At 73.6% G+C, this 21,478-nt stretch carries 22 protein-coding genes and 1 pseudogene; 12 read left to right on the forward strand and 11 right to left on the reverse strand.

The window, feature by feature from the left end:
• Nucleotides 1–122: 122 nt before the first annotated feature.
• The 5 genes and pseudogenes from BUE41_RS32980 to BUE41_RS22000 all read right to left on the reverse strand — a co-directional run.
• Nucleotides 123–695, reverse strand: a pseudogene (locus tag BUE41_RS32980) (AMP-binding protein); the annotation flags it as partial.
• Nucleotides 632–1,840, reverse strand: a complete 1,209-nt coding sequence (locus BUE41_RS21985) for an FAD-dependent oxidoreductase (RefSeq protein WP_073459062.1) — start codon at nucleotides 1,838–1,840, stop codon at nucleotides 632–634. The pseudogene BUE41_RS32980 and the gene BUE41_RS21985, both read right to left, overlap by 64 nt.
• Nucleotides 1,837–2,973, reverse strand: coding sequence for an alpha/beta hydrolase (locus BUE41_RS21990; RefSeq protein WP_143172292.1), 1,137 nt, complete (start codon nucleotides 2,971–2,973; stop codon nucleotides 1,837–1,839). Before BUE41_RS21990 ends, BUE41_RS21985 begins: the two co-directional genes overlap by 4 nt.
• Before the next feature lie 31 nt (nucleotides 2,974–3,004).
• Nucleotides 3,005–3,514, reverse strand: coding sequence for a VOC family protein (locus BUE41_RS21995; RefSeq protein ID WP_073459063.1), 510 nt, complete (start codon nucleotides 3,512–3,514; stop codon nucleotides 3,005–3,007).
• 96 nt (nucleotides 3,515–3,610) lie between these two features.
• Nucleotides 3,611–4,708: an alcohol dehydrogenase catalytic domain-containing protein gene (locus tag BUE41_RS22000; protein WP_073459064.1), complete on the reverse strand. Its 1,098-nt coding sequence runs from the start codon at nucleotides 4,706–4,708 to the stop codon at nucleotides 3,611–3,613.
• 121 nt (nucleotides 4,709–4,829) lie between these two features.
• Between BUE41_RS22000 and BUE41_RS22005 the strand changes: the two genes are divergently transcribed.
• Nucleotides 4,830–5,831, forward strand: a complete 1,002-nt coding sequence (locus tag BUE41_RS22005) for an aldo/keto reductase (RefSeq protein ID WP_073459065.1) — start codon at nucleotides 4,830–4,832, stop codon at nucleotides 5,829–5,831.
• 1 nt (nucleotide 5,832) lies between these two features.
• On the opposite strand, the gene BUE41_RS22010 is transcribed toward BUE41_RS22005, so the two are convergent.
• From BUE41_RS22010 to BUE41_RS22030, 5 genes are read right to left on the reverse strand one after another with little or no spacing between them, the layout of a single operon-like run.
• A complete protein-coding gene (locus BUE41_RS22010) occupies nucleotides 5,833–6,717 on the reverse strand; it encodes a CoA transferase subunit A (RefSeq protein ID WP_073459066.1) in 885 nt (294 codons plus the stop codon).
• Complete coding sequence (locus tag BUE41_RS22015; RefSeq protein ID WP_073459067.1) at nucleotides 6,714–8,288, reverse strand: class I adenylate-forming enzyme family protein; 1,575 nt, start codon at nucleotides 8,286–8,288, stop codon at nucleotides 6,714–6,716. Before BUE41_RS22015 ends, BUE41_RS22010 begins: the two co-directional genes overlap by 4 nt.
• A 24-nt stretch (nucleotides 8,289–8,312) precedes the next feature.
• On the reverse strand, nucleotides 8,313–9,098 hold the full coding sequence (locus tag BUE41_RS22020) for an alpha/beta fold hydrolase (protein ID WP_073459068.1): 786 nt from the start codon (nucleotides 9,096–9,098) through the stop codon (nucleotides 8,313–8,315).
• Nucleotides 9,095–10,018: an alpha/beta fold hydrolase gene (locus BUE41_RS22025; RefSeq protein ID WP_159444950.1), complete on the reverse strand. Its 924-nt coding sequence runs from the start codon at nucleotides 10,016–10,018 to the stop codon at nucleotides 9,095–9,097. The genes BUE41_RS22020 and BUE41_RS22025 overlap by 4 nt, the downstream gene beginning before the upstream one ends.
• Before the next feature lie 5 nt (nucleotides 10,019–10,023).
• Nucleotides 10,024–10,818, reverse strand: a complete 795-nt coding sequence (locus BUE41_RS22030; protein ID WP_073459069.1) for a CoA-transferase subunit beta — start codon at nucleotides 10,816–10,818, stop codon at nucleotides 10,024–10,026.
• A 74-nt stretch (nucleotides 10,819–10,892) separates the two neighbouring features.
• Here BUE41_RS22030 and BUE41_RS22035 point away from each other — a divergent pair, with 74 nt between their 5' ends.
• The 6 genes from BUE41_RS22035 to BUE41_RS22060 are packed head-to-tail and all read left to right on the forward strand — an operon-like array spanning nucleotide 10,893 to nucleotide 15,753.
• On the forward strand, nucleotides 10,893–11,783 hold the full coding sequence (locus BUE41_RS22035; RefSeq protein ID WP_073459070.1) for a DUF6282 family protein: 891 nt from the start codon (nucleotides 10,893–10,895) through the stop codon (nucleotides 11,781–11,783).
• Between the two features lie 10 nt (nucleotides 11,784–11,793).
• On the forward strand, nucleotides 11,794–12,735 hold the full coding sequence (locus tag BUE41_RS22040; protein WP_073459071.1) for a cupin domain-containing protein: 942 nt from the start codon (nucleotides 11,794–11,796) through the stop codon (nucleotides 12,733–12,735).
• Complete coding sequence (locus BUE41_RS22045) at nucleotides 12,707–13,168, forward strand: lipocalin-like domain-containing protein (protein ID WP_073459072.1); 462 nt, start codon at nucleotides 12,707–12,709, stop codon at nucleotides 13,166–13,168. Before BUE41_RS22040 ends, BUE41_RS22045 begins: the two co-directional genes overlap by 29 nt.
• Nucleotides 13,169–13,199: 31 nt before the next feature.
• A complete protein-coding gene (locus BUE41_RS22050) occupies nucleotides 13,200–14,036 on the forward strand; it encodes an amidohydrolase family protein (RefSeq protein ID WP_073459073.1) in 837 nt (278 codons plus the stop codon).
• On the forward strand, nucleotides 14,033–14,842 hold the full coding sequence (locus BUE41_RS22055) for an amidohydrolase family protein (protein WP_073459074.1): 810 nt from the start codon (nucleotides 14,033–14,035) through the stop codon (nucleotides 14,840–14,842). Before BUE41_RS22050 ends, BUE41_RS22055 begins: the two co-directional genes overlap by 4 nt.
• Nucleotides 14,839–15,753, forward strand: a complete 915-nt coding sequence (locus tag BUE41_RS22060) for an amidohydrolase family protein (protein ID WP_073459075.1) — start codon at nucleotides 14,839–14,841, stop codon at nucleotides 15,751–15,753. The genes BUE41_RS22055 and BUE41_RS22060 overlap by 4 nt, the downstream gene beginning before the upstream one ends.
• 14 nt (nucleotides 15,754–15,767) lie before the next feature.
• Here BUE41_RS22060 and BUE41_RS22065 read toward each other — a convergent pair whose 3' ends face one another.
• Complete coding sequence (locus BUE41_RS22065) at nucleotides 15,768–16,367, reverse strand: TetR/AcrR family transcriptional regulator (protein WP_073459076.1); 600 nt, start codon at nucleotides 16,365–16,367, stop codon at nucleotides 15,768–15,770.
• 146 nt (nucleotides 16,368–16,513) lie between these two features.
• On the opposite strand from BUE41_RS22065, the gene BUE41_RS22070 reads away from it, so the two are divergent.
• The 5 genes from BUE41_RS22070 to BUE41_RS29840 are packed head-to-tail and all read left to right on the forward strand — an operon-like array spanning nucleotide 16,514 to nucleotide 21,477.
• Entirely contained in the window at nucleotides 16,514–17,536 is a 1,023-nt protein-coding gene (locus BUE41_RS22070) for an ABC transporter substrate-binding protein (RefSeq protein WP_073459077.1), read from the forward strand.
• A gap of 8 nt (nucleotides 17,537–17,544) precedes the next feature.
• The gene (locus BUE41_RS22075; protein ID WP_073459078.1) at nucleotides 17,545–18,447 is read left to right on the forward strand and encodes an ABC transporter permease subunit; all 903 of its coding nucleotides are present in this window, start codon (nucleotides 17,545–17,547) and stop codon (nucleotides 18,445–18,447) included.
• Nucleotides 18,444–19,259 (forward strand): ABC transporter ATP-binding protein, encoded by an 816-nt coding sequence (locus BUE41_RS22080; RefSeq protein ID WP_234997474.1) that lies wholly within the window; start codon nucleotides 18,444–18,446, stop codon nucleotides 19,257–19,259. Before BUE41_RS22075 ends, BUE41_RS22080 begins: the two co-directional genes overlap by 4 nt.
• Nucleotides 19,256–20,368: an alpha-hydroxy acid oxidase gene (locus BUE41_RS22085; protein ID WP_073459079.1), complete on the forward strand. Its 1,113-nt coding sequence runs from the start codon at nucleotides 19,256–19,258 to the stop codon at nucleotides 20,366–20,368. The genes BUE41_RS22080 and BUE41_RS22085 overlap by 4 nt, the downstream gene beginning before the upstream one ends.
• Nucleotides 20,365–21,477 (forward strand): SDR family oxidoreductase, encoded by a 1,113-nt coding sequence (locus BUE41_RS29840; RefSeq protein WP_159444951.1) that lies wholly within the window; start codon nucleotides 20,365–20,367, stop codon nucleotides 21,475–21,477. Before BUE41_RS22085 ends, BUE41_RS29840 begins: the two co-directional genes overlap by 4 nt.
• Nucleotide 21,478: the final 1 nt, after the last annotated feature.

Raw genomic sequence — 21,478 nt, forward strand, 5'->3', positions numbered from 1 at the left:
GCGTCGGCCAGCTCGGTGAGGTTCTGCGGCACCGGGATGTCCTGCATGCGGAAGACCGAGTGGAGGATGCCCAGCAGGCCGTCGCGGTCCCAGATCACGCCCTTCGGGCGCCCGGTGGTGCCGCCGGTGAGCAGGATGATCCCGGTGCTGCGCGCCACCCGGGGATCGGGCTCGGGAGCGGGCGCGCCGGCGGCCGCGGCCGCGTAGTCGACAGCCGGCTCCCGCACGTCGCCGCCGACCTGCAGCAGCAGCTCCAGCCCGCCGTCAGCCGCCACGGCGCGGGCGGGGTCGGCCAGGCTCTCGTCCACGACCAGCGCCGCCGCTGCGGTGTAGTCGAGCGCGTAGCGCAGCTCCGGCTCCCGGTAGCGGTAGTTGACGTTGACCGGCACGGCGCCGAGGTGGAACGCGGCCAGCACCGTCTCGAGGTACTCCGCGCCGTTGTGCAGGCCCACCGCGACGACGTCGCCCGCCCCGATCCCGCTGCCGGCGAGCGCGCCGGCGACCCGGGCCGCGCGCTCGTGCAGCTGCGCGTAGGTCAGCTCCACGTCGCCGACCGCCACCGCGAGCTCGTCCGCGGCCACGTCGGCCGCCACCCGCAGCGCGGCGGTGACGCTGGGCAGTCCGGGCCCGCTCATGCGCGCGGCGGCAGGTCGTAGGTGCGCGCGTTCGCGATCATCGCTGCGTCCATCATCCATTCCTTCGCCCGTCGGGGATCCGCTGCGGTCGCCGCGGTCTGCTGCCTGAAGCGCGCCCGCTCCTCCTCGTCCTGCTCGGCCAGCGACGTCGTGGTGCGGTGGGTGATCTCCTGCACGGTCTCCACCGCGGCCTTGCGCCGCCGCTGCGCCCACAGGTCCAGCGCCGACTCCTCGGCCTCGCCGCGCAGTACCGCCGGGAGCTGCACGGACAGGTCGAACGCGTCGTGGATGCCGCCGTTGAGGCCCATCCCGCCCATCGGGCTGTTGATGTGCGCGGCGTCGCCGAGCAGCAGCACGCGCCCGTGGCGGAACGAGTCCACCACGCGCTGGTGCACCGCGTACACCTTCCGCTCGCGCAGGACCAGGCCCGGCGCCTCGCCGAACAGCCCGCGCAGCCGCTCGGACACGTATTCGTCGGAGACGGCCTCGTCGCCCGGCACCCCCGGCGGCACCGCCACCACCACCCGCCACACGTCCGGCACGCGCAGCACCAGCAGGTGCTCGACGGGATCGGAGATGTAGTTGACGTCGCAGATGCCGGGCATCAGCGTCTCGATCGGGTAATCGATCGAGAGCACGAGGTAGCGGTGCTCGTAGGTCAGGCCCTCGAACGGACAGCCCAGGATCTTGCGCACGGTGCTGCGCGCCCCGTCGGCGCCGAGCACCCACGACGCCTCGGCGACCGGGCCGTCCGCCGTCTCCAGCACCACGTGGTCGTCCGCGATCTGCAGACCGGTGACCCGGCAACCGAACCGCAGCTGCGCGTCGGGGTGGTGCGCGGCGAGCGCATCGCGCACGATCTGGCTGTACTTGTACTGCTCCAGCTGGAGCCGGAACGGGTAGTCGGTCTCGTCGGCCAGCAGCGAGAGATCGAACTCGGCGATCAGCCCGTGCCGGCGGTCGCGCACCTGGTAGCGCGGCGCGACGATGCCGGCCTGGAGCATCGCGTCGACGACGCCGAGGTGGCGGGCGATCTCGATGGTGGGCGGGTGGAACGTGGACGCGCGCCACTCGGTGGACAGCTCCTGCTCGGCCTCCAGCACCGCCACCGACACCCCGGCGCGGGCCAGCGCCAGCGCAGCTGTGAGCCCGACGGGCCCGGCCCCGACGACGGCCACCTCGGCGCGGATCGGCGCGGCGCTCATCCCCGGCTCCATTCGACGATGTGGTCGCACATGGCCGCGGCCAGGTCGGGGCGGCCGGCGAAGTAGTGGTCGGCACCGCTGATCTCGACGAGCTCCCGGCGGCGGGGATCGACCGCCTCGTACATGCCCCGCGCGTGGCTGCGGAACGCGGCGCGGTCGGCGGAGCCGTGCACGATCAGCACCGGCGCCTCGACGTCGGGCAGGCACCGGTAGGCGTTGGCGCGGCTGTGGTCGTAGCTCCACTGCGACAGCCACGACCGCAGGCTGGTGTGGTGCCCCAGGGAGGCGGGGCGGAAGTTCGCCGTCCACGCGTCGCCCCACAGGGTGCCCGGTCGACGGTCCGACGGGTCCAGGGTGAGATCGAGGAAACGCAGGTCGGCGGCGGTGCCGTGGACGACGAACGGCAGGTCGTCGGGGCAGGCCTCGCCACGACGGTGCTCCGCCAGCTCGGCGAGCCGGTCGAGCACCCAGGCGGTGATGCGCCGGTTGCGCTCGATCTGGGCCGCCCGGTAGCGCCGGACGAACTCCTCCGCGTACGGCGGCCCGTTGTGCGCGGCGAACATGTCCAGCTCGGGATCGCGCACGAACGGGCGCTGCTCATCGGTGATCGCCGGGTCGAGCCCCTCGGTGTAGACGGTGGCGCGGCCGGGGTGGGCCATCGCCATGACCAGCTTGTCGGCGGGCTGCAGCCCGGCCGCGGCGAGGTCCACCGGGTCGCCGGCCGGCGTGGCGGTGATCGTCGGCTTCTCGGCCTGCTGCTGGTAGAGCGCGGCGAGCCCGCCCCCGCCGGAGTTGCCGACCAGCACGATCCGCGGGTAGCCCAGCTCCCGCAGGTGCGCGATCGCGGCGCCGACGTCGAGGACGCAGTTCTCCATGATCAGCGTCGAGTCGTTGCCGACGTAGCGGGTGGCGAGCCCCACCGCGGCGACCCCGCGCCGGGCCAGGTCCTCCAGCGCGTAGTGGCCGAGGAAGTTCGAGCTGGGGTGGACGATCAGCACGGCGGTGTCGGGCCGGCGGGCGTCGTCTCGCCACAGCGTCGCCCAGATCTTCCCCGACAGCCGGGCCACCCCGGAGTTGATGTCGAGGCGCTGCCCGGGCGTCATCGGGATCGCCAGCAGCTCGCGGATCAGCACGGGCTCCTCCCCCCTTCCGTCGAGCCGGCGATCACCGCGAGCGCGCGGTCCAGGCCGCGAGCACCGCGGCTCCGTCGCGGGCGTCCTCCTCGGTGAGCGGACGGGTCTGCAGGGTGAGCTCGATCCGGACGCCGTTGGGGTCGAAGACGTAGAGCGACTCCCAGACACCGTCGTGGTCGACGATCCCGACGGTCTCCACACCCTCCGCCGCGAAGTGCTCCTTCCAGGCGTGCAGCTCCTCCATGGAGTCGACGTTCAGCGCGACGTGGCGGATCCAGGACGGGATCGGGTCCGGCCCGGTCGGCTGCTCCAGCCCCTCGACCTCGAAGAACGCGATCGCACCGCCGTCGTGCAGGCCGTAGAAGGTGTGCAGGTAGGGGGTGCGCTCACCGCTGGACGGCACGACGTCGAGGCGGATCGCGGTGAGGAACGGGCACTTCAGCACCCGTGTGTAGAAGTCGTACGTCGCCTGGGAGTCCCAGGTCGGGTACGCGATGTGGTTCATGGACCGGGGCGCACGGAGGACGGCGGCGTTCGTCATCACCAGCCCTTTCTCATTTATCGGACAACACGTCCGCATTTCGTACAAGTTTCGGCGCGTCGTCGCCCCTTGTCAACCGCACCCGGCGATCACCGGTCAGAGCACGACGACCCCGCGCAGCCCCTCCCCGGCGAGCAGTCGGTCGTACCCCTCCTGCGCCTCATCGAGGGCGAACGTGCCCGACAGGTACCGGTCGAGCGGCAGGACCCCGTCGAGGTAGCGGGCAGCGAGCAGCGGCAGGTCCCGGGAGGCCGTGCAGTCGCCCCAGATCGACACCCGGATCGATCCGCCGGTGAGGAACAGCTCGCGCAGGCCCAGCTCGGCGATCTCCCCGGTCTTCGGCGCACCCACCACGACCAGCCGGGACCCGGGCGCGCGCATCGCCACCGCGGTCGCGAACGTGCGTGCGCCGCCCACCGCGTCGAGCACGACGTCGGCGCCGCGGCCGCCGGTCAGGTCGCGCACGGCGGCCACCGGGTCGGCCGCGGAGGCGTCGACGACGTCGGTCGCACCGAACGCGGTGGCCGCGGCGAGCTTCGCGGCGCTCACGTCGACCGCGACGATCCGCGCGGCACCCGCGGCCGCCGCGCCGGCGACGGCTGCGACCCCGACCCCGCCGCAGCCGATCACCACCACGTCGTCGGCCGGGCCGACCTCGGCGGTGTGGACCGCGGCCCCGTACCCGCTGGGCACACCGCAACCGAGCAGGGCGGCCACCTGCGGCGGCACCCGCGGATCGATCGGGACGACGTTGCGCGCGGGCACCAGCACCCGCTCGGCCAGCCCGCCGACGCCGAGCACCCCGGTGCCCAGCGCACCGTCGCCGAGCGGGATCGGCGGACGGCGCAGCAGCCGGTCCGGGCAGGCCTGCGGCCGCCCCGCGGCGCACTGGCGACACGTCCCGCACGGCACCATCGGCGCCACCACCACGGTGTCGCCGACCGCGACCCCGGTCGCGTCCGGGCCCAGCTCGACCACCCGGCCGGCCACCTCGTGCCCGACGACGTACGGGAACGCGGTCCCGGACGTGCCGTGCATGAAGTGGACGTCGCTGTGGCACAGCCCGCACGCGGTCACCCGCAGGGCCACCTCGTCGCCCACCGGAGCGCGCACCGGGACGTCCTCGATGCGGATCGGCCCGTGCACCGCGCGCACCACCGCGGCCCGGTAGCAGGCCCGGTCATCACCACCCATCGCCAGCTCCCTTACCTCGACCGTCGAGGGACGCTAGCATGGTTAGACGCGATTATCGGACCTCAAGTCCGATAATCGTACATCCGGCACGATCGAGCAGAGTCGCCGACGAGGGAGAGCCGTGGAGTACACCCATCTCGGACGCAGCGGACTGACCGTCTCGCGGTTGGTCCTCGGCACCGACAACTTCGGCACGCAGACCACCGCCGAGGACGCGTTCGCGATCATGGACCGGGCCCTCGAGCTGGGCATCAACATGATCGACACCGGGGACGTCTACGGCTGGCGGATGGGTGAGGGCGTCACCGAGCAGATCATCGGGAAGTGGTTCGCCGGTGGCGGCGGGCGCCGCGAGCGCACCGTGCTGGCCACCAAGCTCTACGGCGTCATGGCCGACTGGCCGAACAACAGCGGCCTGTCGGCGCTGCACATCCGGCGCGCCTGCGAAGCGTCGCTGCGCCGGCTGGGCACCGACTACATCGATCTCTACCAGCCCCACCACATCGACCGGAACGTGCGGTGGGAGGAGATCTGGGAGGCGATGGACCTGCTCAAGACGCAGGGCAAGATCGTCTACGTGGGCTCGTCCAACCACCCGGGCTGGCACATCGCGGCCGGGCAGGAGGCCGCCGCCCGCCGCGGCAGCATCGGGCTGGTCAGCGAGCAGACCATCTACAACCTGCTGGAGCGCACCGCGGAGCTGGAGGTGCTGCCCGCCTGCCAGCACTACGGAGTCGGGATGATGGCGTGGTCACCGCTGGACGCGGGCCTCCTGGGCGGGATCCTGCGCAAGGAGCGCGAGCGACAGCTCGGCACGCCGCTGCCGGGCGCGCGGATCGCCACGCACCGCGGCAAGCGGATGGCGAAGCTGGAGCGCCACCGCGCGCAGATCGCCGAGTACGAACAGCTGTGCGCGGAGCTGGGCCACTCCCCCGCCGACGTCGCCGTGGCGTGGCTGCTCGCCCGGCCCGGCGTCTCGGCGACGATCATCGGCCCGCGCACGGTCGAGCAGCTCGACGCATCGACCGGCGCCTTCGCGGTCACCCTCGACGAGGCCGCGCTGGCCCGGCTCGACGAGATCTTCCCCGGGCCGGGCCCGGCGCCGGAGGCCTACGCCTGGTAGCTCACCGGAACGTCTGGCGCAGGGCGAGCAGCCGGGTGACCCCGATCTTCTCCAGGTACTCGGCGTGGTTCTCCACCGAGTACACGTGCTCCTGCAGGTAGGTCTTCGTGTCGTCGGCCGCGGCCAGGTCCCGGTAGACCACCAGCTGGTCGCGGTCGTAGCCGTAGTGCCCCGGCGACGACAGCGGGTGCGCCCCGAACGGCGCGTGCGCGACCTTGTCCACGATCGCCCCGGGGATCGACACGATCCGCGGGTCCGGCGGTGGCGCGTCCTCGTCGAGGATCTCGTCGGCGCAGATGATCACGTGGTCGCACGCCTTGGCCATCACGTCCTCGAACCGGCGCTGGCCCCAGATCTGCGTGTTGCCCTTGCGGTCGGCCACCTGAGCGTGGAAGAGCCCGTAGTCGGCGCGCAGCGCGGGCACAGTGGTGACGGTCCGCCCGGTGTACGGGTCGGTCGTGGTGCGGATCATCGGGTTGACCTTCGGCAGGTCGGTGCCCTCGTACAGCGGCGGCAGCGGCAGGAACGGCAGCTTGCTCGCCCCGGCCCGGAACCCGTAGACGATGTAGGCCTCGTCGCCCTCGACGATCTCGATCGTGCCGGCCTCGGCGGCGCGGCGGAAGTTGGGCGCCAGCCCGAGGAACTCCAGCCCCACGTACGACACGTGCAGCTTGCGGACGCAGCCGGCGGCGATCAGCATGTCGACGGGCGGGCCGCCGCTCGGGGTGGGGATCAGCTCGAGATCGCGCACGCCGCGCCGGATCAGCGCGTTCACCAGCGCCATCGGGCTGTTGTGCGAGTGCACGCCGCCGAGCGCGATCGTCGCGCCGTCGGGGATGTCGGCGACGGCCTCCTCGGGGGTGGTGACCTTGTTCCGTCCGCTCATCGGCCGGCCTCCTTCTTCGCGCCGAGCAGCACCAGGCCCCTGGCCCCGGGCAGCTCGGACCGTCTGATCTTGCCGCCGTCATCGACGGGCAGCTCGTCGACGAACTCCACCTCGCGGGGACGCTTGTAGCGGGACAGCTGCGCGGCGCAGTGGTCGAGGACCTGCTGCTCGGTCAGGTCGCTGCCGGGCACCCGCTGCACGAGCGCCTTCACGGCCTCGCCGTAGCGCTCGTCCGGCACGCCGATCACCGCGGCGCGGCGCACGCCGGGGCAGCTCTGCAGCACCGCCTCGACCTCACCGGCGTACACGTTCTGCGCGCCGGAGCGGATGACGCCCTGCGCGCGGTCGGCGAGGTAGATGTAGCCCTCCTCGTCGCGGCGGGCCAGGTCGCCCAGCCGCAGCCACCCGTCGACGAGGACGGTGCGGGTGAGGTCGGGCTGGCCCCAGTAGCCGGAGAAGACGGCGGGCGAGCGGATGCGCATCTCACCGACCTCCCCCGGCGCGACCTCCCGCCCCTCGCCGTCGACGATGACCACGTCGGCGAACGCGGCCGGCCGCCCGACCGGCACGATCGACGTGGCGCCCGCGGCGAGGAAGCGGCGGTGGTCCTCCGGGGTGAGCAGCGCGCTGAACCCGCCGGCCTCGGTGGCGCCGAACGCGTGGTAGAGCCCGACGTCGAGCGCATCGGTGAGGGCGCGGATCAGGTCCCACGACACGGCCGCGCCGCCGTAGCCGATCAGCTTGAGCGAACGCGCCTTCCCGACGTCCAGCGACGGCAGCGCCGCTACCAGGTCGACCAGCATCGTCGGGGCGAGGAAGGTGTGCACGACCTGGTGCTCGGCGATGTCGTCGAGGAACGCAGCGGGATCGAAGCGGCGCCGCAGCAGCAGCGGCACTCCCAGGTACGCGGTGGTCGTGACGAAGGAGGCGCCCACGCCGAGGCTCAGCGGCAGCGAGAGCCAGGTCGGGCCGGTGCGCGGCACCTCGACCTCGATCAGGTAGTTCGCGGTGCTGGCCAGCTGCTGCTCGTGGGTGGCCATGCAACCCTTGGGCTTGCCGGTCGTGCCGCTGGTGTAGCGCAGCGACCGCAGGTCCGTGCCGCTGCCCGTCGGTGGGACGGGAGTGGGATCGGCCGCGGCGAGCAGCGCGGCGAAGTCCTCGACGGGCACGTCCGCGGCCGCGGCGCCCACCGGCCCGACGGTGATGATGCGGCGGATGTCGGGGGCGCCGGCGGCGGCCTCGACGGCGACGGGGGTGTCGCAGATCAGTGCGGACGCGCCGGAGTGCACGAGGATGCGGCGGATCTCCGGGGCGGTCAGCCGCGGGTTGATCCCGACGGTGACGAGGTTGGCCTTCCACAGGCCGTGGTAGGCGACGACCACCCGGTGGTCGTTGGCCAGCACGAGCGCGATCCGCTCCTGCTCGCGGTGGCCGTGAGCCACCAGGGCGTTCGCCAGCCGGTCGGTCGCCCGGTCCAGCTCGCGCCAGGTCAGCCGGCCGGCGTCGCCGATGACGGCGAGCGAGTCCCCGCGGCGGACGGCGTTCTGGCGCAACAGGGTCTCGATGCGCATGGGGCTCCTTCGTGACGCGGTGTCTCACCCGGGGCGGCGCACGGCGGGCAGCTGCGACTCGATCACACCGACCACCACCGCGGGGAGGTCGACGTGCAGGTTGTGGCCGGCCCCGGGCACGACCTGCACCGGGCGGCCGCCGAGGGTGACGGACATGTCGGCGGGCTGGACGGTGGGATCGGCGGACCCGCACACCAGCCGGACCGGTGCGGTGGCCCGCCCGACGAGCTCGGCGAGATCGGATCCGGACAGCGGCGGGTCGGCGGTGATCCGCGGGTCGGCGGCGAGCACGTACCCGCCGCTGCAGGCGCGGATCCCGCTGTCCAGGTCGGCGCCGTCGACGCCGGCGAGCCCGCTGACCCTGGCGAAGCGCTCCGCGGCCGCGGCCCGGTCGGGGAAGACCTTCACGGGCTTCTCGGCGAACGCTGCCCGCTTGGCCAGCTCCTCCGGGCTCCAGCGCACCTTCATCGACATCGCGGTGACCGCGCCGACGCCGATCCCGAACGTGCCGTCGGCGAGGGTCAGCGCGATGAGCCCGCCGAGCGAGTGCCCGACGACCAGGTCGATGTGCCGGTCGGGCGCGAGCGCCGCGGCGACGGCCGCGGCGTAGGAGCGGTGGTCGTAGGCGGGCAGTCGCTCGGAGCGGCCGTGCCCGGGCAGGTCGAGGGTGATCCAGCGCAGCGGGAGCCCCCGTCGGGCCAGCGCCGCCAGCACCGGCCCCCAGACGGCGGCGCTCGCACCGGACCCGTGCAGCAGGAGCAGCGACGGTCCGCTGCGCCCGCCACGCTCGACGTGGAGCTTGATGCTCATCGCCGCACCTCCACGGGGGCGATCTCGGCGAGGAACTCGAGCACCGCCGCCGCGAACTCGGCGGGCCGCTCGATCTGCGGGTAGTGCCCCGCACCGGCGATGGTCGTGGTCCGCGCGCCGGGGATCTGGGCGGCGAGCGCGCGCCAGGTGTCGTCGGGCACGAGCCGGTCGTGTTCACCGCGGATCAGCGCGACCGGCACGGAGATGCCGCCGTAGTCGCGCGGCGGCGCCTGCACGTGGGTGCGCCGCTCACCGCCGGCGCGCACCGGGGAGCGCAGGTTCGCCGCCGCGGCGGTCTCCCACGCGCCCGGGATGGCGGTGAACGCGTACCGCCGGCGCAGGTACGCCTCGCTGTCGCGCCAGGCGGGATCGTGGAACAGCACCGCCATGGAGGGGCGCAGCCCGTCGAGGGTGCCGTCGAAGTCCTCCAGGACCCGCCGGCCCGCGGCGTCCGGCGGAGCGAGCCCGATCCCGGCGGCGACGACCGCACGCAGGGGCCAGGGCGGATCGGCTCGGTCGGGCGTGCCTGGCGCAGCAGCGCTTCGCGCAGCCGTGTCGAGCACCATCCGGGCCGACAGCGAGGTGCCCACGACCGCGACCGGCTCGACCTCGAGTGCGGCGAGCAGCGCCGCGACCTGGCGGATCATCAGCCGCCGCTGCCCGCCCGCGAAGTCGCGCAGCTTGGCGCTGCGGCCGTAGCCGACGAGGTCGACGGCGAGCACGCGGTACCGCTCGGCCAGCAGCGGCAGGCAACCCTCCCAGGTCAGCTCGGCCGCGGCCCCGTGCTCGCCGCCGTGCAGCAGCAGGAGCGCCGGGCCGGCGCCGGCGTCGAGCAGGTGGGTGCGGATGCCGCCGGCGTCGACGTAGCGGGAGTACGGCGACGGCTCGGGCTCGTCAGGGGCGGCTGCTGCAGCGACCACGGCGATCAGCCGACCGTCGGGTAGCGGCGCAGCACGCCGTCGCGGTCGATGCGGGTGCGCAGCAGCTCGAGCTCGTGCGCGGTCGGCGGGGTCACCGTCTGCACGTCGTCGGCGACGAGCAGCTCGAACCCGGTGGCCTCCTGGATCTGCTCGACGGTGGTCCACGGGTGGATCTTGAGGACCCGCATGTGCTTGGTGACGGGCTCGAAGTCGAACACCCCGAGCGGGGTGAACACGCGCCGGGGTCCGGCGGACTCGGGCCGGTAGACCTTGCTGCGCGACGCGCCGCCGTCGAGCCAGCCGGCACCGGAGACGAAGTCGACCTTGTCGACGAACACCTTCGGCGTGTGGTGCTCGGTGTAGATGTAGCTGGTCTTGAACCCGCCGGTGAAGATCAGTCCGATCGTGCCCGGCCCGCGCACCTTCGGCTTGGCCCAGTCGCCGATCAGCGCCATGTTCAGGTTGCCGTACTTGTCGATCTGCATGCCGCCGAGGAAGGCGAAGTCGAAGCGGACCGCGGTCTCGAAGTCGACGACGTCGTCGAGGCTGTACTGGTACTCGGCGGTGACGAGGTTGCGGTAGTCGGCGGACGACTCGGTGAGCCGGGCGATCTTCGGGTTCGCCGCGCCGCTGCCCCCGCAGAAGAACGTGAGATCGGGCGCGTGCGTGAGCTGGGCGAGGCGCAACCCGGCGGCCGGGATGTGGGACGCCGCGCCGACCGAGCCGAACTCGCCGTCGGACATCTCGTGCGCGATGGAGATCGCCATCATCTCCGCCCACGTGTAACCCTCGTCCGCCATCCTGCCTCCTTGCACGCCTCAGCGTTCACAATTATCGTACAGGAAGTCCGCAATTCGTTACAACGGAGTGGTTGATGTCTGCGATCGAACGCGTTCTGCACGGTCTCGTCGATCTGCACTGCCACTCCGGACCCAACCCGCTGCCCCGCCGGTTCGACCACGTCGAAGCCGCCCGCGACGGCGCGCGGCTGGGGATGCGGGCGTTCTTGGCGAAGTCGCACCACCACAACACGGTCATGGACCTGCTGGCCATGCGCGAGCAGCTCAGCGGGCTGTCCACGCAGGTGTTCGGCGGGATCGCGCTCAACCAGTGGGTCGGCGGCATCAACCCCTACGCGGTGGAGATGGCACTGCGGATGGGCGGGCGGTGCGTCTGGTTCCCGACCGTGTCCTCGTCGGCGCACATCGACCACCACAACCGCGGCGGCGGGTTCCCGAAACCGACGATCCCGCTCACGTCCACGCAGATCGACGTGCGCGACGCGGACGGAGAGCTGCTGCCCGAGGTGCTGCGGGTGATCGATCTGATCGTGGAGAACGACGCCCTGCTCTCCGCGGGGCACATGGCCCCCGACGACATCCGCGCGGTGTTCACCGCCGCTCGGGAGCGGGGCGTGCGCCGGATGGTGATCAGCCACCCCAACTTCGTCATCGGCTCCGACCCGGACCAGTGCCGCGAGTTCACCGCGCTCGGCGCGTTCGTCGAGCACGAGACGGCGATGTACGACCCGGAGGTCGCCAACGCGCGCTGGACCCCCGAGCAGCTCATGCAGTGGATCGCCGACATCGGCCCGGAGCACACCGTGCTCGCCTCCGATCTCGGCCAGGTCGGCCGCCCGATGCCGGTCGACTCGTTCCTGCGCGTCGGGGAGGCGCTGCTCGACCTCGGCTTGCCGGAGAAGGACCTGCAGCGCATCGTCCGGGGCAACCCGGCGTTCCTGATCGGCCTCGAGGACCAGCCCTGAGGGGGGACCCATGTACAGCGCCACCGATCCGCGGGCGGCACTGGCGCCGGCCGCGGCGCCCCGCTCCGATGACCCGATCGCGCCGTTCGCGGCGTTCGAGCTGCTCGACCTGGACCCCGCAGAGGTCTCCACCCGGGGCAGCCGCACCTGGTACGTGCGCGCGCAGAACTTCGTGCTCGCCTACACCCGAGCGGTCGCCGGCGACCGGCTCGCCCGCGGCGCCGCCGAGCAGGCCCACGAGTACGTCGTGCTCGTCCCGCACGAGGGCACCACGGTCCGGTTCGACCACGCCGACCTGCCCGGCGCCGAGCTGACCGGCCGCGGCGTCGCGATCGTGCCCGGCGGGGCGAGCGGGGTCACCCTCGACACCGACGGCGACGTCGTGCGGTTGTTCGACGTGCGCAGCAGCGACCTGCTCCCCCGCTGCCACAACGCCGCCGACTACGCCGAGCCGCACCCGCGCGTCGCGCCGCTCCAGCCGTGGCCGGACCCGCTCGGGGAGCCGGCCATCCGCTGCTACCCGCACTCGGCGTACCCGCTGGACCCGGCGCGGTTCGGCCGGATCTTCCGGTCCAGCGCCTTCATGGTCAACTTCGGCGATCCGCGGACCGGCCCGCGCAACCCCGACCGGCTCTCCCCGCACCACCACGACGACTTCGAGCAGGTCTCGCTGACCGTCGCCGGCGACTACGTGCACCACGTCCGCACACCGTGGACGGCGAAGCTGTCGCAATGGCGGCCGGACGTGCACGCGGCCGTCGCCAGCCCCGCCGTCGCGATCATCCCGCCGCCGACCGAGCACACCAGCCAGGCCGTCGGCGAGGGCGAGCACCTGCTCATCGACATCTTCTGCCCGCCGCGCGCCGATTTCTCCGCGCGGCCGGGCTGGGTGCTCAACGCCGACACCTATCCCGCCCCGGACCATGTCGCCCCGCACCACGTCACTGCCTGAGGGGCTCGTCGGCGCGTGGGCGCTCGTCGGCTACGAGGTGCCTGAAGCGCCGCCGCAGCGGCGGTACCCGCTCGGCCAGCGGCCGCTCGGCCAGCTCGTCTACACCGCCGACGGCTACATGGCCGTGCACTACATGGCCGGCGACCGGCCGCCCCTCGCGGCCCCGAACTGGCGCATCGCGTCGGACGCCGAGCGGCTCGCCGCCGTCGCCACCTACGGCGGGTACTCCGGCCGCTACGAGTGGCTACCCGGCAACGGGGCCGCCGGCGACCGCGTCGCCCACCACGTCGACGCGAGCATCTACCCCAACTGGATCGGCACCACGCTGGTCCGCAACGTCCACCTCGACGGCGCCGACCTCGTCATCACCGCCGACCCGCCGGCACCCGGCCAACCCCCCGTCCCGGTGCTGCGCTGGCGGCGCCGCCCCTGACCACGCCGCCCCTGACCACCCGGAGCTGCCCGTGCTCGTCGACGCCCACGCCCACCTCGTCACCGACGACCCGGCCTACCCCGCCGCGGCGGCCCCCGCGCGCACCCTGACGGCCGAGCAGCTGCTCGCGTCGCTGGACGCCGCCGGGGCGGGCGCGGCGGTCGCGGTGCAGCGCGCCCACGTGTACGGCTTCGACAACAGCTACGTGCTCGACAGCGCCCGCGCGCACCCGGACCGGCTGCGCGCGATGTGCGTGATCGACGGACGGGCCCCGGACGCGGCGGCCACCGTCGCCGATCTCGCCGCGCGCGGGGCCTCGGCGATCCGGCTGACCGCCCCGGGCGGCAACCAGCACGGCGGCCCGCCGGGCACCGACTGGTTCGCCGGGCCCGCGGCCCGCGCGGTGTGGGCGGCCTGCGCCGATCACGGACTGTCGATGTGCCTGCACGTCTACCGGTGGAACCGGGACGAGGTGCTCGCGGAGGTGCCCGCGGTGTGCCGGGCCTTCCCCGGCGTTCCGGTCGTGCTCGACCACGTCGCGAGCGTCGAGGCCGACCGGCCGCGGCCGTGGCCGGGTGCGGACCTGCTCGCCGCGCTCGCCGATCTGCGGCAGGTGCACGTCAAGGTGACCACGCTGAACTTCGCCCGGCTGAGCGCCGCCGGGCGCGAGCCCGCGGAGCTGGTCGCGTGGCTCGTCGCGACGTTCGGCGCGGATCGGGTGCTGTGGGGTTCCGACGTCACCCAGACCCCGGGCACCCACGCCGAGATGCTGGCCGCGGCCCACGCCGCCGTCGCCGAGCTCTCCGCGGCCGACGCCGCGGCTGTCCTCGGCGGCACCGCCGCCCGGCTGTACGGGCTGGCGGCGTGACCCCGCTCGTCGACGCGCACGTCCACGTCTTCACCGCCGATCTGCCGCTGACCGGGCGGGCGTGGACGAAGCCCGAGACCGCGTTCGGCGTCGAGGAGCTGATCGCGCAGATGGACGCCGCCGGCGTCACGCACGCGGTGATCTCGGCGATGAGCCTGTTGGCCGATCCCAACACCTACACCCTGGAAGCGCTCGCAGCCCACCCCGACCGGCTGCGCGCCACCCTCGATCTGGACGGTCGGGTGCCGCGGGCCGAGCTGGAGCGGCTGCGCAGGGTCGGCGTCGTCGGGGTGCGCTGGCAGCTGCGCCGCGCCCCGGTGCTGCCCGACCCGGCCGATCCTGACGTGCGCGCCCTGCTGCGCGCCGTCGCCGACCTCGGCTGGCACATCGAGATCAACGTCGAGCAGGACCGGCTCGCCGGGCTGTTGGCCGGGCTGTGCGCGAGCGGGGTGGACGTCGTGGTCGACCACTTCGGCGACCCGGACCGCACCCACGGCTACGCCACCGAGGGCGGGCAGGCGCTGCTGCGCGCGCTGGACACCGGGCGGGTACGGGTGAAGCTGTCGGCTGCGCACCGCTTCCGCGTGCCGCCCGCGGTGCTCGCCGCCCACGCCGCTCGGCTGCTGCGGCTGGCCGGCCCCGAGCGGCTGTTCCTCGGCACCGACGCCCCGTTCGTGGGGACCGCGCAGCCGACCACCTACGCCGCGGAGATCGCCCGGTTCGCCGAGCTGGTGCCCGACGCGGCCGTGCGCGCCGCCGTGTCGGCCGCCGCACACGCGTACTACTTCGAGGAGGACCGAGGATGACCGACGGGTTCGCCGCGCATGTGGCGGCGCAGAACGCCGCGCTGTCCGGGGCCGGGCTGGTGGCCATCGACGTGCACACCCACGTGCAGTTCGCGACCGCCTACGCCGCCTCGGCCGCGGGCAGCAAACGGCTGCAGGAGATGAAGGAGCACTTCCGCTCCGAGCACGTCGGGATGGACCTGCCCGCCATGGCCGCGTTCTACCGGGAGCGGCGGATGGCAGCCGTCGCGTTCACCGTCGACCACCTCGGCGAGCGCCCCGAGCACGCGGTGACCAACGAGGAGATCGGCGAACTGGCCGCCGAGCACCGCGACGCGATCATCCCGTTCGCCAGCGTGCACCCGCTGCGGCCGGACGCCGCGGCGACCGCGCGGCGGCTGATCGAGGACTACGGGATGCGCGGGTTCAAGTTCCACCCGAGCACCCAGGAGTTCTACCCGAACGACCGGGCCGCCTACCCGCTCTACGAGGTGCTCGCCGAGTACCGGCTCCCGGCGCTGTTCCACACCGGGCAGAACGGCGTCGGCGCCGGCACGAAGGGCGGCGGCGGGGTGCGGCTCAAGTTCTCCGACCCCCTCTACCTGGACGACGTCGCGGTCGACTTCCCGGACATGCCGATCGTCATGGCGCACCCGTCGTTCCCCTGGCAGGACACCGCGCTCGCGATCGCCGTGCACAAGGCGCAGGTGTACATCGACCTGTCCGGCTGGTCGCCGAAGTACTGGCCGCCGCAGCTGGTGCACTACGCGAACACGCTGCTCAAGGACAAGGTGCTGTTCGGCACCGACTTCCCGCTGTTCACCCCGGAGCGCTGGACGGCCGACCTGGACAAGACCGAGATCCGCGAGGCCGTGAAGCCCGCGATCATGCTCGGCAACGCCGCGCGGCTGTTCGACCTCGACCTGGCCTGACCTACCCCGACCGGTCACAGGGGGCGGTTGCGCAGCGCCCCCAGCACGCTGGCCTCCAGCATGCTCGCGATCTGGCTGTTCGACCAGTTCGTCGACGCGCGCAGGTCGACGAACACGCGCTCGTCGAACAGCGTGATCCACACCAGCAGCGCGTAGTCGCGGCCCTGGTCGGGGACCTCGCCCTCCTCGATCAGGGCATCCATGACCGTACCGAGCACGTCGAACAGCCGCACGATCAACGGGTCCCCGGCCGCGCGGCGCTCCAGCACACCCTCCGGCCGGCGCAGCCGCGCCGCTGCAGGAGCCCAGGCGGCCGCGGCCTCGACCCAGGTCAGGCACACCCGGCTCATCCGCTCCCGGGCGCTGCCGGGCTCGGTGGCGATGGCCTCCAGCCGGTCGAGCAGCCCGCCGAGGATGCGGGCGAACAGCTTCTCCCCGACCTCGGCGACGTCGGCGAAGTGCCGGTAGACCGTGGCGGTCCCGACGCCGGCCAGCCGGGCGAGCTCGGGCAGCGAGAAGTGCAGCCCCCGCTCGGCGACCAGCTCCGTGGCGGCGTCGAGGAGGCGATCACGCACCGCCTGCGAGTCGCGGCGCAGCTTCCCGGTGACGCCCACGGTCCCATCCTGCCGCGCGGTGTCGGACCCATCCTCACCGGCTCATGACACCCACGTTAAAACGAAGTCATCTTCTCTTTTTTGTCGAGAAATTCCCCTCAGCATGCTCCAAACTGAGAAGAACTTCTCTTGGATGGAGTGGCGTCATGACCCGACCGATCACGGCACCTGAGTCAGCAGCGCGCCGGGTGCGCCGCGCGATCGCCCTCGCCGCGCTGAGCGGGCTGCTCACCGTCCTCGCGGCCTGCGGCGGCGGTGGGACGGCCTCCCCGTCGGCGCCGGGCGAGGAGCCGGTGCGCGTCGGGGTGCTGCAGATCGCGCAGGCCGAGCTGCTCGACACCACCGTCACCCGCTTCCAGGAACGGCTCACCGAGCTCGCGGCACCGCGCCCGGTGGAGTTCGACCTGCAGCACGCCAACGGCGACCAGAGCCTCATCGCCTCGATCACCCGCGACTTCGCGCGCAGCGACCACGACCTCTTCGCAGTGATCGGCACCCCCGCCGTCGTCGCGCTCGCCCAGCAGGTCACCGACCGCCCGATCATCGCGATCGCCATGGGCGACCCGGTCGGCGCCGGGGTCGCGCAGACGCTGGAGCATCCGGGCAAGAACGTCACCGGCAGCACCGACTACGTCGAGCCCGCCGCGCTGCTCCCGACGATCACCGCCGTCACACCCCGCCCGACCAGCATCGGCACGGTGTTCGATCCGTCCAACCAGAACATGGCGGTCTGGACGACGGCCCTGCACTCGGCGGCGGAGGCGGCCGGCCTGGAGATCGTCGACGCGACGATCTCCGGACCGGCCGACGTGGCGAGCGCGGTGCGCAGCCTCGTCGGGCGGTCCGACGCCGTGCTGATCGGGCCGGACGCGACCGTCGTCGCCGGGCTGGACGCGGTCGGCGCGGTGGCCGCGCAGGCGAAGCTGCCCGTCTACGTGATCGGCGGTGACCCGGGGACCACCGGGATCCTGGCCTCGATCGGCCCGGACTACGCCCAGGTCGGGGCACAGGCGGCGGACACCGCGGCGCAGGTGCTGCAGGGCACCCCGCCCGGCGAGGTGGCGTTCACCCGCCCGCAGGGCGTGCAGCTCGAGATCAACGGCGCGGTGCAGGGCGTGCTCGGCGTCACGTTCCCGCCGGAGATCCAGGCCACCGCGACGGCGAGCTGACCCCGGCGATGCTCACCAACATCGTGCTCGACAGCCTGGTGACCGGGCTGCCGCTGGCGCCCCTCACGCTCGGGGTCTACGTGGTCTTCCGCATCCGCCAGGACTTCGACCTCACCGTGGAGGGCAGCTTCGCGCTCGGCGCCGCAGTGGCGGCGGTGCTGCTCGTCGCGGTCGTCCACCCGTTCCTCGCCGTCGTCGCGGGCGCCCTCGCCGGCGCGGCCGCAGGAGCCGTCACCGCGGCGCTGCACCTCGGGCTGGGCATCCCGGTGCTGCTCGCCGGGCTGATCATGAGCATCGGGCTGTTCTCCGTGACCCTGCACGTGCTGACCGGGCCGACGGTCGGGCTGGCCGGCGCCGAGACGATCTTCACTGTGCTCGGCGTGACCGGGGACGCCGGCCAGGTGCTGGTGCTGGCGGCGCTGGTCGCCGCGGTGCTCGGCGCGTTCGCGCTGTTCCTGCGCACCGAGCTGGGGCTGGCGCTGCGCGCGAGCGGCGCCGCCCCGGCGATGGTGCGCAGCCAGGGCGTCGGCGACGCGCAGATCGTGACGCTCTCCCTGTGCCTGGCGAACCTGCTCGCCGCGCTGCGCGGGGCACTGCTCGTGCAGGTGCAGGGCTTCGCCGACGTGAACCTGGGCATCGGCATGTTCGTGGCCGCGATCGGCGCGGTGCTGCTGGGCACGCTAGCGGTCCGCCCATCCGGGTCACGCGTGCTGCGGATCGTCGCTGCGGTGGTCGTCGGCACGCTCACCTACCGCCTCGTGCTGGTCGCCGCGCTGCGGTTCGGGCTGCCCGCTGCAGACCTGAAGGCGATCACCGCGCTCACCCTCGTCGCCGCGGTCGCCGTGCAGCGCTACGGCGCGGCGACGCTCGGACGGGCCGAGCCGGCGCTCCCCGCGGCGGTGCGCCAGTGAGCGCGCCGGCGCTGGCGCTGTCCGGGGTACGGCTCGTGCACAACCCCGGCCGCTCCGACGAGGTGGTGGCGCTGCACGGACTGGACCTGGAGGTGGCGCGCGGCGAGTTCGTCACCGTCGTCGGCTCGAACGGGGCCGGCAAGTCCAGCATGGTCTCCGTCGTCTCGGGGGCGACCCGACCCACCACGGGCCGGGTCCGCATCGATGGCCGCGACGTCACCCGCCTGCCTGCGCACCGGCGGGCCGGATCGGTGGCCCGCGTCTTCGACGACCCCCGCACCGGCACCGCCCCGGAGCTGTCCATCGAGGACAACCTGGCGCTGGCCGCCCGGCGGGGCCGCCGCCGCGGGCTGCGCCGCGCCGTCGGGCCGAAGCAGCGCGCCGAGTTCCGGGAACGGCTCGCCGAGCTCGGGCTGGGCCTGGAGGACCGGATGCAGGATCCCGTCGGGCTGCTCTCGGCCGGCCAGCGGCAGAGCGTGACGATGGTGATGGCGGGCCTGGTCGCCCCGTCCGTGCTGCTGCTCGACGAGCACCTCGCCGCGCTGGATCCCGCCACCGCCGCCCGGGTGCTGCGGCTGACCTGCGCGCTCGCCGAGCGCACCGAAGCCGCCGTGCTGATGGTCACCCACAACATGCAGCACGCCATCGACGTCGGTGACCGGCTGATGGTGATGGACCGCGGCCGGCTCGTCGCGGACGTCCGCGGCCCCCGTAAGGAGCAACTCACCGTCGACGCCGTCGTCGACCTGATCACCACGGCCGGAGGGGTGGTCGCCGACCGCTCCCTACTGGCCGGGACCGAGGAGAGATGACCGCACAGGACACCCGTCCCGCATCGGCCGCCGAGGAGGCCGAACCACCCCCGACGCTGTCCGACCTCCGCGACCGCGCGCTGGCGGTGCTCGATCCGGCGGTGCGCGACTTCCTGGAGGGCGGTGCTGGGGACGAGACCACCCTCGCGCGCAACCGCCGCGCGTTCGACCGCTGGCAGTTCGTACCGCGCGTGATGAGCGGGCTGCGCGCGCCGAGCACCCGCACCGAGTTCCTCGGCATCCCGCTGGAGCTGCCGGTCCTCACCGCACCGTTCGGGGCCGATGAGCTGTTCCACCCGGAGGGCCAGCGCGCGGTGGCCCGGGCGAACGCGGCAGCCGGTGTGGCCGGGATCGCGCCGGAGGCGGGCTCGTCGTCGATCGAGGCGATCACGGCCGCGGCCCCCGGCGCCCCGATGCTCGCGCAGCTGCACCCGATGGGTCCGCCGGAGAACTTCCGCGCGATGCTCGACCGGATCGTCGCAGCCGGGTTCCGCGGGGTCTGCGTGACCGTCGACTGCCCGACCGGCGGCTGGCGGGAACGGCTGCGCCGCCGCCCCGTCGATCTCAGCCCGGTCATCTCCGGCAACTACACCGCGCCCGACACGGTCGCTCCGGAAGAGGTCTTCGGGCAGCTGTTCGACCGCACCGGCACCGGGGTGTGGGGCTGGGCCGAGCTGGCCGAGATCATGCGCGACCAGCCGCTGCCCTGGATGGCCAAGGGCGTCCTCACCGGCCACGACGCGGACGCCGCCGTGCGCGCCGGGGCAGCCGCGGTGCTGGTGTCCAACCACGGCGGTCGCCAGCTCGACAGCACCCCGGCGGCGCTGGAGCAGCTGCCCGAGGTGGTCGCCGCGGTCGGCGGCCGCGCCCAGATCGCGCTGGACAGCGGAATCCGCCGCGGCGCCGACGTGATCAAGGCGATAGCCCTCGGCGCCGACGTCGTCGTGCTCGGTCGGCTCGCCGTCTACGGGCTGGTCGTCGGTGGGGAGGCGGGCGTCGCGCACGTCCACCGGCTGCTGCGCGAGGAGTGCACCACGGTGCTGACGCTGCTCGGCCGCGGCGGGGTCCGCGAGCTGACCCGCGACGCGGTCCGGGAGGTGACGTGGTGAGCGCCACCGTTCGCCGCAGCCCTGGCCAGAGCCCCGCCTTCGCCGGCACGATCACCGCGGGCGGGTTCGTCCGCACCTCGGGTCTGGTCAGCCCGCAGGTGCTGGCCGGGCACCCGCAGGACCTGGCCGGGCAGGCCGCCGACGTGCTCGCCCTGCTGGCCGACACCCTCCGCGCGCACGACTGCAGCCTCGCCGACGTGGTCTCCCTGACCGCCTACCTCTCCCCCGACGCGGACGCCGCCGCCTGGAACGCGGCGTTCGCGCAGGCGTTCCCCGTCGATCCACCGTGCCGCACGACGGTCCGGTGCGGGTTCGTGCTGCCGGGGGTCGGAGATCGAGGTCTCGGCCGTGGCGGTGGTGCGATGAACACGCTCCACGGCCGCCGCGCGCTGGTGACCGGCTCGGTCCGCGGCCTGGGCTTGGAGATCGCCGAGGGGCTCGCCGCGGCGGGCGCCGAGGTCGTGGTCAACGGCCGCGACGCCACGACCGTCGACGCCGCGGTGGACCAGCTGCGCGGCGGTGGGCTCGCGGCGACCGGAGCGGCGTTCGACGTCACCGACCCGGCCGCCACCGCCGCCGCGCTCGAGGAGATCGGCCCGGTCGACGTGCTGGTCAACAACGTCGGCCGCCGTGACCGGCGCGGCATCGACGAGATCGACGCCGAAGTCCTCGCCGAGGTGCTGGAGACGAACCTGACCGCCGCCTACGCGCTCAGCCGAGCGGTGGCCCGCGATCTCGTGGCGCGCCGCGTGCCCGGCCGGATCGTCAACGTGTCGTCGGTGCTGGGGCAGCTCGGGCGGCGCGGCGACGTCGCCTACGCGACGGCGAAGGCGGGGCTCGACGGGCTCACCCGTGCGCTGGCCGCCGATCTCGGCCCGCACGGCATCACGGTGAACGCCGTCGCGCCCGGCACGTTCGCCACCGAGTCCAACGCCCACCTCGTCGACGATCCGCAGTGGTCAGCGTGGCTGCGCTCGCGCACCGCGCTCGGCCGGTGGGGCAGGCCGCCGGAGATCGCCGGGATCGTGGTGTTCCTGGCCGGACCCGGCGCGTCCTACATCACCGGGCAGACGATCAACGTCGACGGCGGGATGACGACCACGTTCTGAG

This window comes from Pseudonocardia thermophila (assembly GCF_900142365.1).
GTDB classification, from domain to species: Bacteria; Actinomycetota; Actinomycetes; order Mycobacteriales; family Pseudonocardiaceae; genus Pseudonocardia; species Pseudonocardia thermophila.

Excerpts from the sequence above, each read along its gene's own strand:
- BUE41_RS22020 (WP_073459068.1), bottom strand. The coding sequence starts at position 9,098 with ATGAGCATCAAGCTCCACGTCGAGCGTGGCGGGCGCAGCGGACCGTCG.
- BUE41_RS22045 (WP_073459072.1), top strand. The coding sequence starts at position 12,707 with ATGTCGCCCCGCACCACGTCACTGCCTGAGGGGCTCGTCGGCGCGTGG.
- BUE41_RS22030 (WP_073459069.1), bottom strand. The coding sequence starts at position 10,818 with ATGGCGGACGAGGGTTACACGTGGGCGGAGATGATGGCGATCTCCATC.
- BUE41_RS22000 (WP_073459064.1), bottom strand. The coding sequence starts at position 4,708 with ATGGGTGGTGATGACCGGGCCTGCTACCGGGCCGCGGTGGTGCGCGCG.
- BUE41_RS22085 (WP_073459079.1), top strand. The coding sequence starts at position 19,256 with ATGACCGCACAGGACACCCGTCCCGCATCGGCCGCCGAGGAGGCCGAA.
- BUE41_RS22040 (WP_073459071.1), top strand. The coding sequence starts at position 11,794 with ATGTACAGCGCCACCGATCCGCGGGCGGCACTGGCGCCGGCCGCGGCG.
- BUE41_RS22035 (WP_073459070.1), top strand. The coding sequence starts at position 10,893 with ATGTCTGCGATCGAACGCGTTCTGCACGGTCTCGTCGATCTGCACTGC.
- BUE41_RS21985 (WP_073459062.1), bottom strand. The coding sequence starts at position 1,840 with ATGAGCGCCGCGCCGATCCGCGCCGAGGTGGCCGTCGTCGGGGCCGGG.
- BUE41_RS22070 (WP_073459077.1), top strand. The coding sequence starts at position 16,514 with ATGACCCGACCGATCACGGCACCTGAGTCAGCAGCGCGCCGGGTGCGC.
- BUE41_RS22010 (WP_073459066.1), bottom strand. The coding sequence starts at position 6,717 with ATGAGCGGACGGAACAAGGTCACCACCCCCGAGGAGGCCGTCGCCGAC.
- BUE41_RS21995 (WP_073459063.1), bottom strand. The coding sequence starts at position 3,514 with ATGACGAACGCCGCCGTCCTCCGTGCGCCCCGGTCCATGAACCACATC.
- BUE41_RS22075 (WP_073459078.1), top strand. The coding sequence starts at position 17,545 with ATGCTCACCAACATCGTGCTCGACAGCCTGGTGACCGGGCTGCCGCTG.
- BUE41_RS22060 (WP_073459075.1), top strand. The coding sequence starts at position 14,839 with ATGACCGACGGGTTCGCCGCGCATGTGGCGGCGCAGAACGCCGCGCTG.
- BUE41_RS22015 (WP_073459067.1), bottom strand. The coding sequence starts at position 8,288 with ATGCGCATCGAGACCCTGTTGCGCCAGAACGCCGTCCGCCGCGGGGAC.